Genomic DNA, 13,865 nt, shown 5'->3' on the forward strand with positions numbered 1-13,865 from the left:
TTTTTTGCAAATATAAGGCTTTGGAAATGGTCGTTAAAAGCTGTATTTGTAAGAAAATGCAAATTATGATTCCAAAATTCAAAAAAAATAGTGGAATTTTAATAAAAAATCATAATTTTATGCCTTGAAAAATTTGATCTATGAAGAAATTAGCATTATTATTTGCAGGTTTATCATTAATGGTAGCTACTACCGCATGTAACGATGACGAAGATACTGTGCAGGAGTTTCCAATCGTTGGAACCTGGAAGCCGGTTGCAGAAGTGAGAACCCAGATTGATCTTGACGGTGTCGGGTTTTCTGATGAGATTACGTACACTACATGTCAGCAAGAATCTCGTTGGGTTTTTAACGAAAATGCTACAGGAAAAAGAACAAATAAGGATGAAGCAGGTTCACCTTTGACTTGTACCACGATTTCCGAACGTAATTTTACTTACATTTACAATAAGACGGATAAGAATTTCGAAATCAAATATCAGGGAACGGTAGTTTCTGAAAAAGGAAAAATCGTTGATCTGAATGCAGAAACAATGAACCTGAAGATTGAGGATAATGTGGATCCTACAGTGTACAAAGCAACCACGTACACCTTTAAAAGAATTGCGCAGTAGTTTTATCAAACTTACTATTTATTCATACAACTCCAGTTTTTGCTGGAGTTTTTTGTTTTTTTAATTTAAATTTAGTTCAGGACAGGCATTTTAGTCTAGATTTTTTTTTGATAAAAAACACTAAATTTGTGAAATCAATATAATTTATACTTTTAAAAGAATGTTTTACGATCATCAGCAGATAGAAAAAAAGTGGCAGAAATACTGGGAAGACAATCAAACGTACAAGACTTCCGGCTTAACCGATAAACCTAAATTTTACGTCCTTGATATGTTCCCGTATCCATCGGGAGCCGGTCTTCACGTCGGACATCCGCTGGGATATATTGCTTCGGATATTTATGCGAGATATAAAAGACATCAAGGTTTTAATGTTCTGCATCCTGTGGGTTATGATAGTTTCGGTCTTCCTGCTGAGCAATACGCAATCCAAACAGGGCAACATCCTGCGGTTACTACTGAACAAAACATTACCAGATACGAGGAGCAACTTAGGAAAATTGGTTTTTCATTCGACTGGAGCAGAGAAGTAAGAACTTCGGACGCTTCTTATTATAAATGGACACAGTGGATTTTTATTGAATTGTTCCATTCCTGGTATAATAAAGATACAGACAAAGCAGAATCTATCTCAACGTTGATCAAACATTTTGAAGAAAAAGGGACGGAAGGATTAAATGCCAGTCAAAACGATGAACTAAATTTCACTTCAGAAGAATGGAAAAATGCTTCTGAAATAGATAAAGAAGATGTTTTATTAAATTATCGATTAGCTTACAGAGCAGAAACAACTGTCAATTGGTGTCCTGCTTTAGGAACAGTTTTAGCCAACGACGAAGTAAAAGACGGAAAATCAGAAAGAGGCGGCTTCCCTGTTTTTCAAAAGAAAATGATGCAGTGGAGCATGAGAATTTCTGCCTACTCAGAGAGATTGTTGCAGGGTCTTAAAACTTTAGATTGGCCGCAACCTTTGAAAGATTCTCAGGAATACTGGATCGGAAAATCTCAGGGAGCACAAGTGAAATTTCAGGTAGAAAATCACGAAGAAATTATCGAAGTTTTCACAACAAGACCTGATACTATTTTTGGAGCAACTTTTATGGTTTTGGCGCCTGAAAATCCGTTGGTTGAAAATATTACAACTGCAGAACAAAAAGTTGAAGTCGATACTTATATTGAACAAACTTCCAAAAAAACTGAGCGTGATAGAATGGCGGACGTGAAAAACGTTTCAGGCGCTTTCACGGGAAGTTATGCGATCAATCCGTTCAGCGGAGAAAAGATGCCGATCTATATTTCAGATTATGTATTGATGGGTTACGGAACGGGAGCTGTGATGGCTGTTCCTGCGCATGACGAGCGCGACCACAGGTTTGCAAAGAAATTTAATTTAGATATTAAAAAAGTTGTAGAAACAGAAGAAAATATTCACGAAAAATCTTTTGACTCAAAAGATTCGGTTTGTGTCAATTCTGATTTCTTAAACGGCTTAAATTATAATGATGCCAAAGCATTGATCATAGATGCTATCGAGAAAAAAGGAATCGGTCACGGTACGACTAATTACAGACAGCGTGATGCGATTTTTTCAAGACAGCGTTATTGGGGCGAGCCGGTTCCTATTTATTATAAGGAAGGAATGCCTTACACATTGCCAAATTCTGCGTTGCCGTTAGAACTTCCTGAAGTTGAAAAATATTTACCGACAGAAGACGGCGATCCGCCATTAGGAAATTCAAAAACTTTTGCATGGGATGAGACGAATCAAAAAGTAGTTGCTACAGATTTAATTGATGATCAAAATGTTTTCCCGTTAGAATTGTCTACCATGCCGGGTTGGGCAGGAAGTTCTTGGTATTTCTTAAGATATATGGATCCGAATAATGATGAGGTTTTTGCTAAAAAAGAACTGACAGATTATTGGGGACAAGTAGATTTATATATTGGTGGAAGCGAGCACGCAACCGGTCACTTACTGTATTCTCGTTTCTGGAATATGTTCTTAAAAGACAGAGGATATATTAATCATGATGAGCCTTTCCAGAAGTTGATCAATCAGGGGATGATTTTGGGGATGAGTGCGTTAATTCATAGAATTGATGGAATTAATAAAATTGTTTCTAAAAATTTGGCAAGCGAATATCAAACTCAGAAAATCCCGGTTGATATTTCAATGTTGGTTGGAACTACAGATGAAATTGATGTTAATAAGCTGAAAAATTGGAGACCGGAATTTAGTAATGCTGAATTTATACTAGAAGAAGGAAAATTAATTACTGAAAGGGAAGTCGACAAAATGTCTAAGAGGACATATAATGTAGTAAATCCAGATGATATCTGTGACGAATACGGAGCAGACGGATTAAGATTGTACGAAATGTTTTTAGGGCCGTTGGAACAATCCAAACCTTGGAACATTCAAGGTCTAAGTGGAGTTTACGGTTTTCTGAAAAAATTCTGGAATTTATATTTCAATGGCGATGTTTTCGAAGTTTCAGACGAAGAGCCTACAAAAGCAGAATATAAAATTCTTCACACATTAATAAAGAAAGTAATTTTTGATATTGAAAATTTTTCTTTCAATACTTCAGTTTCATCATTCATGATCGCTGTCAATGAGTTACAGAAAATAAAGTGCAACAAACGCAATATTTTAGAGCCTTTGGCCGTTATAATTTCCCCTTATGCACCACACATCTGCGAAGAGGTATGGAATTTGCTTGGTCACAGCGAGTCTATCGAGTTTGAAAAATTCCCTGAGCTCAACGAAGAATATTTAATTGAAGAGGAAATTAATTATCCGGTAAGTGTTAACGGTAAGATGAAATTTACAATTTCTCTGTCGGCTCAACTTTCAGCGCAAGAAGTAGAAGTTTTAGTGCTTCAAAATGAGAAAATGAAAGAGATTTTAGAAGGCAAAGCACCAAAAAAGATTATTGTAGTGCCTAAAAAGATTGTAAATATTGTAATTTAAAACAAATTTAACATTGGCAATTTCAAAAAAATCAACCCCTAATTTTTTTGATTTTTTAATGTAATTTGATTTAATGACAAAAATCAGTAAAATATTTAGATATAATTACAATATCGGAATCGTATTAAATTTCCGTTATCAAAAAAAGACAAAATGTTTATTTAAGACTATTGCATTTTAAGTTATTTTGCCTTTATTTTACAACTTTAAAATTTTTAAACAATATAATTTAGTTAAATATGGAAATGAATGTTTCAAAAAATGATGAGCAAGTAGTTGCTAAAAAAGCAGGGGGTCTTAATCCGGCTGTAATTATTCCTATTCTATTACTTATAGGAATCGGAATTTATTTATTTATTTTTGGTGCACCTGGAAATTTTAAAGATCCAGAACAGTTCAAAGACGCTATCTCAGTAGCTTTTTCTGATGTGGAGTCTAAAAATATTGAACCACCAACAGGAGGAATTATTGGAACAATCTACAAAGGTGGATTTATTGTGCCAATTTTGATTACATTCATGATTACTGTATTGGTTTTTTCAATTGAAAGATTTTTCATCTTAAGTAAAGCTTCTGGTCAAGGAAATCTGGATAATTTTGTGGTAAGAGTGAGAAGTTTATTAAATCAAAATAAAATAGACGAAGCTTTAGAAGAGTGTGATAGACAACAAGGTTCTGTAGGAAATGTGGTGAAGGAAGGTCTTACAACATATAAGGCTCTATCCAATGATACCACGCTAAATAAAGAGCAGAAAATGGTTGCTTTGAACAAAGCTATTGAAGAAGCTACTACTCTGGAAATGCCAATGTTAGAAAAAAACATGATGATTCTTTCAACTTTGGGTACTGTTGCGACATTAGTGGCATTGTTAGGTACTGTAATTGGGATGATCAAAGCATTTGCTGCATTAGGTGGCGGTGGTGGTACCCCAGATGCCGCTGCGCTGTCAACAGGTATTTCTGAAGCTTTGATTAATACGGCGTTAGGTATTGGTACTTCTGCAATTGCGATTATTCTTTATAATTTCTTTACATCAAAAATTGATGGTTTGACATATAAGATTGATGAGATCGCAATGAGTATTCAGCAGTCTTTTGCTGAATTCAACTAAGAGTTTATAGCAATATATTTGCATAGTAAAGAGTTTAATTAAAAATATTAAAATAATGGCGAGACTCAAACCAAAAAGACATGGGGTAGTGACGGATATGACGGCGATGTGTGACGTTGCATTCCTGCTACTTACGTTTTTTATATTGACCACTCAGTTTAAAAAGCCTGATGTGGAGCAGATCAAACCGCCATCTTCAATCTCAGAAAAATTACTTCCTGATGCCAGTTTAATGACTGTCAATGCAACTCCAGAAGGAAAATTTTATTTCCAACCGGTAGAAAATGCAACAGAGAGAGGAAAGCTTTTAGATAAAATGAGTCAAAAGTATAATATTTCTTTTGATAATAATCAAAAAGCAGCATTTCAAAGAGTTCAGGCAATTGGGGTTCCTATGAACCAGCTAAAAAGTTTTTTAGATTTGCCAGGAGATGCGCAGAAAAATTATAAAGGTTCTGGGGTTCCCATGGACAGCACAAATACACAATTAACAGATTGGATACAGCAAAGTTTGAGTGTGAACCCAAAGTATAAATTAGCTATAAAAGGTGATGTAAACACTAAATTTCCAAATGTTAAAAGTTTATTTGAGGGGTTAAGAGATATTGACTTTCTAAACTTTTGGTTAATAACGTCACAAGAAAAATCTGAATAATACGATTGTAAAAAATGGCAGAAGTACAAGTACAGGAAAAGGGCGCTAAAGGCGGTAAGGTACGCTCCAAGAAGCAAAGTACCCGAGTAGATATGACTCCAATGGTAGATTTAGGTTTTCTTTTGATTACATTCTTTATGTTTACAACAACATTTAGTAAACCAAATGTAATGGATTTGGGTCTTCCTGCAAAACCTAAAAAGGACCAACCTAAACCCCCTCCAACAGATATTGATTTAACAAATTCAATTACGTTATTATTAGGAAAAAATAATAAGATATATTGGCATCAGCAGGATCCAACGTCTTTAAATGACGCAAATCTCAATGAAACTAATTTTGATAGAGAGGGTTTGAGAGCGATTATTAAACAAGCAAAATCTAAAGCGAAAGATCAAAATAAATTTACTGTGATTATTAAGCCCACAGATGATGCAGTATATAAAAACTTCGTAGATGTTTTAGATGAAATGGCAATTACAAAAAGCGAGAGATACGGTGTTACCGATCTTAAGCCATATGAAAAAGCTATTTACGATAAAAAAGTAGGGAATTCTGGTAATCAGGTTCCCGTAACGAAGTAGTAAAAACCATTTAAAATATTACAATGGCAGACGAAAATGTGTACAGATCAAATGGATCTCTGGATGAGATTGTATTTGAAAATAGAAATAAAGGCTATGGTGCTTATGATTTAAGAAGTAGTTATCCAAGATTACTAACGAAATCTTTTATCATCGGAACATCACTTTTTTTGGTTGCTGCTTTATCACCTTTCATTTATTCTACTATTAAAAATTTGACTGCGCCTGACAAGGTTGAAGTTAAGTCTGAATTGGTGGAAATTCTTGAAGATGAGCCAATTATAGAAGAGGTTAAACCTGATGAACCGCCACCTCCTCCGCCACCAAAAGAAGAGGAAAAAATTGAAGTTATTCAAAATGTGGTTCCAGAACCGGTGAAAATTCCTAAAAATGAAACTCCACCTCCCAAAATTTCGGAACAAATTGATACTAAAACGGGTGTGACTGCACAAGAAGGTGTGAAAACTCCAGCTTATACTCCGCCACCACCACCGCCATCTACTGGTACAAAAACTTCAACAGCTGAAGTTAAGCCTCAGGTGAGTGATACTCAGGTTTATAGCGAGGTTGAGCAAACTGCTGAATTTCCCGGAGGTATCAATGCTTTTAGAAATAAAGTGTCTGGTAATTTTGATGGTTCAGCAATGAATGGAGATGAAGGTACTGTAAAAGCAGAAGTAACTTTCGTAGTAGAGAGAGATGGAACAATTACAGATGTAAAAGCTAACGGTAAAAATTCGGATTTTAATTCTGAAGCTGTTAGAACAATTAAGTCTATTAAAAATAAATGGACTCCTGCAAAAATCAATGGTCAATCTGTTCGTTACAGATTCAGACTTCCGCTAACGATGAATTTTGAAGGTTAATATTTATCTTAAATACTATTAAAAAAGAGAAGCATTTGCTTCTCTTTTTATTTTTTTTAATACTTTTGTTATATGATGTTTAATTGGTTGTCTTTAGTTACAGGATTATTTTATATTGTCTTAGGAGTTGTAATTATTGTTTATAAATTCTTCTTTACGATTCTAGAGCCTGCGGTTGCGTATCCACTTGGTGCTGTAGTTATGCTGTATGGCGTATTCAGAATTTGGCGGGCGGTTTCAAAAATTAAAAACACTGGAGACAATGAATAATTTTAAATATACAATTCTATTTTTGGTTCTTACAGTTGTAAGCTGTTCAAAAAAAGAAGATAAATCCCCATCTTATCATAGAGGTAATCTTACAATTCTGACGGACGAATCTTTTAAAAGTGTAACTGAAGCCTTGGCAGACGGATATATGATCACCTATCCGGATACGAAAATTAAAGTAATTACAAAAAAAGAAGATCTAGGTTTTTTAGATTTATTAAATGATAAAGCCAGAATTGCAGTTATGTCAAAAGATTTGTCTGCAGAAGAAGTAAAAGCTTATGAAGAACAGGTAGATCTTAAATTCTTACCTGCAAAATTTGCCGCTGATGCAGTAGTTTTTGTTGTTCCTAAAAATTCAAGTAGGACAAGCATTACCATGGAAGAGATTTCTCGAGGAATGTTGTCAGAAGATAAAAATTTTATTTTTGATGGGGCAAATTCAAGTAATCTGAATTTTGTAGCTCAAAAGTTAAAAAAGCTTCCTAAAGATTTAAAATATTCTATTATCCCCGGAAGTACAAATGTCATTGAAGAATTAAATAAGTACCCAAGCAAAATCGGTGTGGTAGGGCTCAATACGTTAAGCAGGCCGTACGACAAAAATGCTGAGAAACTAAGAGAGCTTGTCAAAATTTTACCGGTTGAAACTAATGGTAAGCTATATTCTGCAAATCTTGAAGGTTTGAGGGAAATGAAATATCCTTTTACAAGAGTCTTATATTTCTTAACCAATGAAGGGAATTTTAACATTGCTAATGGTTTTATAAGATATTCCTGCACACAACTTGGTCAGATGATCGTAGAGAAAGAAGGCTTGCAGCCGTATAATATTTACAGGAGGGAAGTGCAAATGCGTTAAATAATATTAAATTAATCTTAATGCCATAATAATCATTTGTTTTGGTCTGAAAATTGTGGATTAATTTAAGTTCAATTTAGAAAATATATAATGAAAGATATAATGATTATGAATGTAAAGAAGATTGCTTTTGGGGCAACGGTTGTATTTTTTAGCAATTTTGCAATTGCACAAACGTTACAAGAAGGTATTAACAGTATCGACAGTGATAAATTTGCTCAGGCAAAAAACAATTTCACTCAGATGATTGCCAAAGAGCCAAAAGCAGAAAATTATTTCTATTTAGGAAATACATATTTAAGACAATCAGAGCCGGATTTCGCTCAGGCAACTGACAGTTTCAATAAAGGTCTTGCTGCAGACAGTAAAAGTTATTTAAATAAACTTGGTTTAGCAACAGTTAAATTAGGTAAAGGTGATAAAAGTGCTATTGCTGAAATTCAGAAAATAGTTACAGATTCAAGAGAGAAAGATGCCGAAGTTCTTTTCAGAGCAGCTGAAGCTTTAACTTTATTTGAAAAGAATAACTCTCCGGATCTGGCAATTCAGTTTTTGAATAAAGCAATTGAGAGAGCGGCTAAAAAAGAAGTTCCTGCAAATTATTACTATACACTTGGTGATGCTTACAGATTGAAAAAAATTCCTGGTGATGCAATGTCTGCTTATGACAAAGCCTTGCCTTTGGCTAAAAATAAAGCTTCCGTTTATACGAGAATAGGAACACTTTGGATGGCTGCTCAGCAGTGGCAACAGGCTAAGACGAGTATTGAAAAAGCAATTTCTACGGACCCAACATATGCGCCTGCTTATAAAGCTTTAGCGGCTTTCAATATCAAGTATCAGGAAAATGCAAAAGCAACACAGGATCTGATCAACTATACAAAATATGCAGATGAAGATCCGTACACTCAATTGGAGATTGCTAAATTGTATTTCACCAATGAAGATTATGCGAACTCAAAAATGATTTTGGATAAGATTTTTGATAAAGTTAATGATCCTATCAAATTTAAGTTAAGATCATACGTTAACTATGCAGACGGGCAATATGCTGAAGCAAAACAAAATATGGATACCTTCGTATCACAGGCAGAAAAATCTAGATTACAGCCTGCCGATCAGGGTTTACAAGGTCTTATTGCTGCAGGCTTAGCTAAAACTGAAACAGATGCAGGTAAAAAGGCTGCTTTGACAACAGAATCTCAACAGAAGATTGCGATTGCAAAAGCTGCGAAAGATGAGACGATGAAATGGGATATGGAATTGGCTAAAATCAGTGGTGGAGGTGCAGCCTCTCAATCATCCGTTGATGCAGGTCCTACAAGTCCGCAGATTGACGCTTTGAAAAAACAGGTTGCTGCAAATGCACAGGATTCTGATGCTTTGTATAAATTGGCAACAGCTTATCAGGATGTAAAAAACTGGAATGGTGCGATCCTAACTTGGCAGAAAATGAGTACAATCCTACCTGATTGGGCTCCTGCTTATTACAGTTTAGGTTACGCTTATCAGCAAGCAACAAATAATGATGCAGCTAAGATTGCTTATGAAAAGTATATTGCCACAGTAAAACCTGCGGAAATTGAAGCTAATAAGCAGACTTTGGCCTATGCCTACTTTGCGGTTGCGTACTTATCTAAAGATACTGATAAAGTAAAAGCAAAAGATTACGTTGCAAAATCTCTACAGCTGGATCCTACCTATCAGGATGCGGTAAAATTAAATACAGAAATCAATAAATAATTTGATTTTAAAAAATAACAATTAAACTTCCCGATCATTTGATTTGGGAAGTTTTTATTTTAAGTCATATATTTGAAACTATGGAAACGTACGAGATTGAAAATTCTGGAATATGATCAAACTTAATGGCGTTACATAAGATAATTAAAACTAAAGGATAAATGAAAATAGATATTCTTGCATTCGGTGCGCATCCCGACGACGTTGAGTTAGGTTGTGGAGGAACAATTGCAAAATTAATTTCAGAGGGTAAAACATGTGTTATTGTCGATCTTACTAAAGGTGAACTTGGCACACGCGGAACAGATGAAACCCGGAAAGAAGAAGCCGCCGCATCCGCTAAGATATTGGGTATTGTGGCAAGAGAAAATTTAGGGATGAAAGATGGCTTTCTTCTCAACTCCGAAGAATATCAGATGCGAATCGTAGAAATGATCAGGAAATACCGCCCGGAAATCGTTCTGGCGAACGCAATCGATGATAGGCATCCGGATCATGCAAAAGCTGCCAAATTAGTATCGGATGCATGCTTTCTCGCGGGTTTAAGAAAAATAGAAACCATTTCAAAGGGAGAAACGCAGGATGTATGGAGACCCAAACATATTTTTCACTATATCCAATGGAGAGATATCAAGCCTGAATTTGTAATCGATATATCAGAGCATCTTGAAAAGAAACTTGAAGCATGCATGGCATATAAAACTCAATTTTATGACCCGTCATCTACAGAACCAGTAACTCCGATTGCCACAAAAGAATTTTTTGAAAGCCTGACTTATAGAGCACAGGATCTTGGAAGATTGTCAGGAGTAGCCTTTGCAGAGGGCTTTACAACAGAAAGATTGATAGCTTTGAAAAATTTTGAAGGATTTGTTTTGTAACTAAAATAAATTTTCTATATTTGCACCCACGAAACGGTGATTGTAGCTCAGTTGGTTAGAGCGCCGGATTGTGGTTCCGGAGGTCGGGGGTTCGAGACCCCTCATTCACCCCATATTAAAAACACATTTTCTTTGAGAATGTGTTTTTTTGCATTAAAAAAGCATCCGAAAAGATGCTTGTATTTTTTATCTGGTTTAGATTTGTATTAAACTTCGTCGTCAGAATCGATCGTGAATGTTCTGCTTTTGAAATCTTTATCATGCTTTTCAGAGATTACATCTTCTCCCTTTTCATTGATGATAAAATCTGTAGATTCATTAAACATCTCCTGAAAACTCTTAAAATCTTCTTTATAAAGATAGATTTTATGCTTCTCAAATGTAGCCTCTCCATTCTCTCCGAAATTCTTTTTGCTTTCGGTAATCGTAAGATAATAATCTCCCGCTTTCGTTTCCCGCACATCAAAGAAATAAGTTCTTCTTCCTGCTTTTAACACCTTCGTGAAAATTTCATTTTCATGGCGTTCCTTGTATTCACTCATTGTTAGATATTTTTTTAAATCTTGTTAAGAACAAATATAAAAGTTTTCTTTTAATCACAAAATTTTTTTTATGATTTATTTAACAATTCCAAAAGAAACGGCTAACTGTTTACAGAATTGGTAATTTCTGTCAGATTAATGATCTTATCTGCCCTCTGAGCGCTAGATTCTCTGTGCGTTATGATGATAGAAGTCGCATTTTGAATTTTAGTGTCGATATTCTCTAAAATGTTTTGTTCAGTCTCTGTATCTAAAGCTGATAACGAATCGTCAAAAATGATAATTTTCGGATCTTTTATGAGTGCTCTTGCTATACATATTCTTTGTTTTTGACCTCCAGAAAGCATGACACCACGTTCTCCAACCATTGTTTTATACTGATCTTTAAACTCTATGATATTTTTGTGAACATCTGCGATTTTAGCATATTCAATCACTTTTTCATTTGAGGGATTGTCGACCGAGAAGCCAATATTATGCTCAATCGAATCTGAAAAAAGATAACTTTCCTGCGGAATATACCCTATAAAATCTCTGTAATTATCGAGATTGTGATCTTTGAGATTTTTTCCATCGATCAAAATTTCTCCTTCTGTCGGGTCAATCAATCTGCATAAAAGGAGAGCTATCGTAGATTTTCCGCTCCCCGTTTTCCCCATAATGGCCAGAGATTGCCCCGCATTTATTGTGAAGCTTAAATTATCCAATGCTTTAATTCCGGTGTTCGGGTATATATAAGAAACGTTTCTGAATTCAATATTTCCTTTAATAGGATACTTTTCAAAATTTTCATTAATAACTTCAGATTTTTTATATAAAAATTCATTGATTCTCTGCATAGAAGCTTCAGCTCTCTGATTGATAGAAGTTACCCAGCCAACCATAGAAAAAGGCCAGATCAGAATATTAATATACATGAAGAAATCTGCAATTTTTCCTACTGTCAATTCTCCTGCAATATACTTTTGTCCGCCAATTAAAATGATAGCAACATTCAGTAGTCCGATTACAAATAGAATGATCGTAAAAAAATAAGCTTCCGTTTTTGCTAAATCTAGAGCTTTGTCCTGATAGTCCGTAACTTTTTCGCTGTAATTTTTCTTGATATAACTTTCTTTAGCGAAAAATTTTACAACCCGTATCCCGGAAAAACTATCCTGTACAAATGTGGAAATACCAGATTGGCTCTTCTGCATGATTTTCGATTTTTTATTGATAATCGAGCTTACTTTAAAAATAATATAAGAAAGAATCGGTAATGGAAATAGAGTCCAGACTGTCATTGAAACATCTGTTTTCAGCATATAGATACAGGTGATAGTCAACAAAATCACCAGATTCACAATGTACATTACACCGGGACCTAAATACATTCTTACGGCAACAACATCTTCGCTCAGACGATTCATCAGATCACCTGTTGTTGTAGTTTTATAATCTGTAAGAGATAATTCCTGATAATGTCTGTAGATTTTGTTTTTCAGCTCATATTCTATTCTCCTTGATGCCACAATAATCGTCTGTCTCATCATAAAGGTGAAAAATCCGGTAAGAAGTGAGCATCCAACAATAATGGCAACATAAATAAGCACCTGTCGGTTAAAGCCGAGGCTGCCGTTTTTTGTGAGTTCATCCACAGATTTACCTACAAACTGTACTTTATAAATGTTGAAAAAATTGCTGGCAACGATGAATAGTAACCCCCAAAACAATAATATTTTGTGCTTCCAAAAATAAGGGTTTAGAGTTTTTAAAGCTTTCATAAACTTTTGCAAATTTACAAAAATACAGTCATACTACGAGTTTCATAAATTTTAAATTTTGTATCTTTGCGCCCATAAATAGCTCTTTGAATGTTAGGAAGAAGACAAATCCGTGAAAAAGTAGTAGAAACTGTGTATTCATACTATCAAAATCCAATAAAATTTGATGTTTTAGAAAAAAACATGTTCTATGGTATAGAGAAAATCTATAATCTCTATGTTTTAGAATTAAATTTTTTAGTTGCTTTGAAAGGTCTTGCTGAAAATCAAATGGAGATTGGTAAGAATAAGTACTTCAAGACTGATTCTGATATCAATCCCAATCAAAAATTCATCAACAACCAGGTTTTGATCAAGTTGGAAGAAAATCCAGAAAGACTCTTTTTTTCAAGCCAGCATGCAGATTTGAAATGGGATTTACATGATGATTTTCTTGTAAGAACATTTCAGAGAATGACAGCAGGAAAGCGTTATCAGGATTTCATGAAAGTTGAAGAGTATTCTTTCATAGAAGATCAGAAGTTCATTGGAAAATTATTTCTGAGATATATCGCAGAAAATGAAGATTTTCATGAATATGTAGGTGATAGAGAACTAACCTGGGCAGATGATATTCACATTGCCAATTCAATGGTGCAAAAAACTATTGGATTCATTAAAGAAGATGGGGACAGCCGTACCTTAATCAAAATGATTAAAGATGAGGAAGATAAGAGCTTCGCCAGTAAATTACTAAGAGATACACTGAACAATTGGGAAGCCAATGAAAAAAAGCTTTCTGAAAGACTGGAGAACTGGGATCTCGAAAGAGTTGGCCTGATGGATAAAGTTATTTTAACGATTGCCATATCAGAATTGGACCATTTTCCTTTGACACCTTCCCGAGTTATTATTAATGAGTATATCGAAATTTCAAAGGTTTTTGCAACAGACCGTTCTAATATATTCATCAACGGAATTTTAGATAAATATTGTAAAGATTTAAATAGAATATAAAAA

The 13,865-nt window shown here is 34.6% G+C and carries 13 protein-coding genes and 1 tRNA gene; 12 read left to right on the plus strand and 2 right to left on the minus strand.

What is annotated here, in order from left to right:
- The first annotated feature begins 140 nt into the window (after nt 1-140).
- The 11 genes from K0U91_RS08555 (at nt 141) to K0U91_RS08605 (ending at nt 10,674) form a co-directional block, all read left to right on the plus strand.
- Nucleotides 141-614: a lipocalin-like domain-containing protein gene (locus K0U91_RS08555; protein WP_219970310.1), complete on the plus strand. Its 474-nt coding sequence runs from the start codon at nt 141-143 to the stop codon at nt 612-614.
- Between the two features lie 160 nt (nt 615-774).
- The gene (gene leuS, locus K0U91_RS08560; protein ID WP_220180756.1) at nt 775-3,588 is read left to right on the plus strand and encodes a leucine--tRNA ligase; all 2,814 of its coding nucleotides are present in this window, start codon (nt 775-777) and stop codon (nt 3,586-3,588) included.
- A gap of 239 nt (nt 3,589-3,827) precedes the next feature.
- Nucleotides 3,828-4,700, plus strand: coding sequence for a MotA/TolQ/ExbB proton channel family protein (locus tag K0U91_RS08565; RefSeq protein ID WP_219970312.1), 873 nt, complete (start codon nt 3,828-3,830; stop codon nt 4,698-4,700).
- 55 nt (nt 4,701-4,755) lie between these two features.
- The gene (locus K0U91_RS08570; protein WP_219970313.1) at nt 4,756-5,355 is read left to right on the plus strand and encodes an ExbD/TolR family protein; all 600 of its coding nucleotides are present in this window, start codon (nt 4,756-4,758) and stop codon (nt 5,353-5,355) included.
- A gap of 14 nt (nt 5,356-5,369) precedes the next feature.
- Nucleotides 5,370-5,939 (plus strand): ExbD/TolR family protein, encoded by a 570-nt coding sequence (locus tag K0U91_RS08575; protein ID WP_219970314.1) that lies wholly within the window; start codon nt 5,370-5,372, stop codon nt 5,937-5,939.
- Nucleotides 5,940-5,962: 23 nt separating this feature from the next.
- On the plus strand, nt 5,963-6,805 hold the full coding sequence (locus K0U91_RS08580; RefSeq protein WP_219970315.1) for an energy transducer TonB: 843 nt from the start codon (nt 5,963-5,965) through the stop codon (nt 6,803-6,805).
- 72 nt (nt 6,806-6,877) lie between these two features.
- Nucleotides 6,878-7,075 (plus strand): C4-dicarboxylate ABC transporter, encoded by a 198-nt coding sequence (locus tag K0U91_RS08585; protein ID WP_258561932.1) that lies wholly within the window; start codon nt 6,878-6,880, stop codon nt 7,073-7,075.
- Nucleotides 7,068-7,937 carry a PstS family phosphate ABC transporter substrate-binding protein gene (locus K0U91_RS08590; RefSeq protein WP_220180757.1) on the plus strand — a complete coding sequence of 290 codons (870 nt, stop codon included), beginning with the start codon at nt 7,068-7,070 and terminating at the stop codon, nt 7,935-7,937. The genes K0U91_RS08585 and K0U91_RS08590 overlap by 8 nt, the downstream gene beginning before the upstream one ends.
- A gap of 90 nt (nt 7,938-8,027) precedes the next feature.
- On the plus strand, nt 8,028-9,680 hold the full coding sequence (locus K0U91_RS08595; protein WP_220180758.1) for a tetratricopeptide repeat protein: 1,653 nt from the start codon (nt 8,028-8,030) through the stop codon (nt 9,678-9,680).
- 161 nt (nt 9,681-9,841) lie between these two features.
- Nucleotides 9,842-10,561 (plus strand): bacillithiol biosynthesis deacetylase BshB1, encoded by a 720-nt coding sequence (gene bshB1 / locus K0U91_RS08600; protein WP_220180759.1) that lies wholly within the window; start codon nt 9,842-9,844, stop codon nt 10,559-10,561.
- A gap of 36 nt (nt 10,562-10,597) precedes the next feature.
- Nucleotides 10,598-10,674: transfer RNA gene (locus tag K0U91_RS08605), tRNA-His, on the plus strand.
- Nucleotides 10,675-10,767: 93 nt separating this feature from the next.
- Here the strand turns inward: K0U91_RS08605 and K0U91_RS08610 are convergent.
- Both K0U91_RS08610 and K0U91_RS08615 read right to left on the minus strand, forming a co-directional pair.
- Nucleotides 10,768-11,103, minus strand: a complete 336-nt coding sequence (locus K0U91_RS08610; RefSeq protein ID WP_219970319.1) for a DUF3276 family protein — start codon at nt 11,101-11,103, stop codon at nt 10,768-10,770.
- A 101-nt stretch (nt 11,104-11,204) separates the two neighbouring features.
- Nucleotides 11,205-12,866: an ABC transporter ATP-binding protein gene (locus tag K0U91_RS08615; protein WP_220180760.1), complete on the minus strand. Its 1,662-nt coding sequence runs from the start codon at nt 12,864-12,866 to the stop codon at nt 11,205-11,207.
- A gap of 90 nt (nt 12,867-12,956) precedes the next feature.
- Here K0U91_RS08615 and nusB point away from each other — a divergent pair, with 90 nt between their 5' ends.
- Nucleotides 12,957-13,862 (plus strand): transcription antitermination factor NusB, encoded by a 906-nt coding sequence (nusB, locus tag K0U91_RS08620; protein ID WP_219970321.1) that lies wholly within the window; start codon nt 12,957-12,959, stop codon nt 13,860-13,862.
- The last annotated feature ends 3 nt before the right edge of the window (nt 13,863-13,865 follow it).

Source organism: Chryseobacterium sp. LJ668, from assembly GCF_019613955.1.
In the GTDB taxonomy this organism is placed as follows: Bacteria; Bacteroidota; Bacteroidia; order Flavobacteriales; family Weeksellaceae; genus Chryseobacterium.

Excerpts from the sequence above, each read along its gene's own strand:
- K0U91_RS08555 (WP_219970310.1), top strand. The coding sequence starts at position 141 with ATGAAGAAATTAGCATTATTATTTGCAGGTTTATCATTAATGGTAGCT.
- leuS (WP_220180756.1), top strand. The coding sequence starts at position 775 with ATGTTTTACGATCATCAGCAGATAGAAAAAAAGTGGCAGAAATACTGG.
- K0U91_RS08565 (WP_219970312.1), top strand. The coding sequence starts at position 3,828 with ATGGAAATGAATGTTTCAAAAAATGATGAGCAAGTAGTTGCTAAAAAA.
- K0U91_RS08570 (WP_219970313.1), top strand. The coding sequence starts at position 4,756 with ATGGCGAGACTCAAACCAAAAAGACATGGGGTAGTGACGGATATGACG.
- K0U91_RS08575 (WP_219970314.1), top strand. The coding sequence starts at position 5,370 with ATGGCAGAAGTACAAGTACAGGAAAAGGGCGCTAAAGGCGGTAAGGTA.
- K0U91_RS08580 (WP_219970315.1), top strand. The coding sequence starts at position 5,963 with ATGGCAGACGAAAATGTGTACAGATCAAATGGATCTCTGGATGAGATT.
- K0U91_RS08585 (WP_258561932.1), top strand. The coding sequence starts at position 6,878 with ATGATGTTTAATTGGTTGTCTTTAGTTACAGGATTATTTTATATTGTC.
- K0U91_RS08590 (WP_220180757.1), top strand. The coding sequence starts at position 7,068 with ATGAATAATTTTAAATATACAATTCTATTTTTGGTTCTTACAGTTGTA.
- K0U91_RS08595 (WP_220180758.1), top strand. The coding sequence starts at position 8,028 with ATGAAAGATATAATGATTATGAATGTAAAGAAGATTGCTTTTGGGGCA.
- bshB1 (WP_220180759.1), top strand. The coding sequence starts at position 9,842 with ATGAAAATAGATATTCTTGCATTCGGTGCGCATCCCGACGACGTTGAG.
- K0U91_RS08610 (WP_219970319.1), bottom strand. The coding sequence starts at position 11,103 with ATGAGTGAATACAAGGAACGCCATGAAAATGAAATTTTCACGAAGGTG.
- K0U91_RS08615 (WP_220180760.1), bottom strand. The coding sequence starts at position 12,866 with ATGAAAGCTTTAAAAACTCTAAACCCTTATTTTTGGAAGCACAAAATA.
- nusB (WP_219970321.1), top strand. The coding sequence starts at position 12,957 with ATGTTAGGAAGAAGACAAATCCGTGAAAAAGTAGTAGAAACTGTGTAT.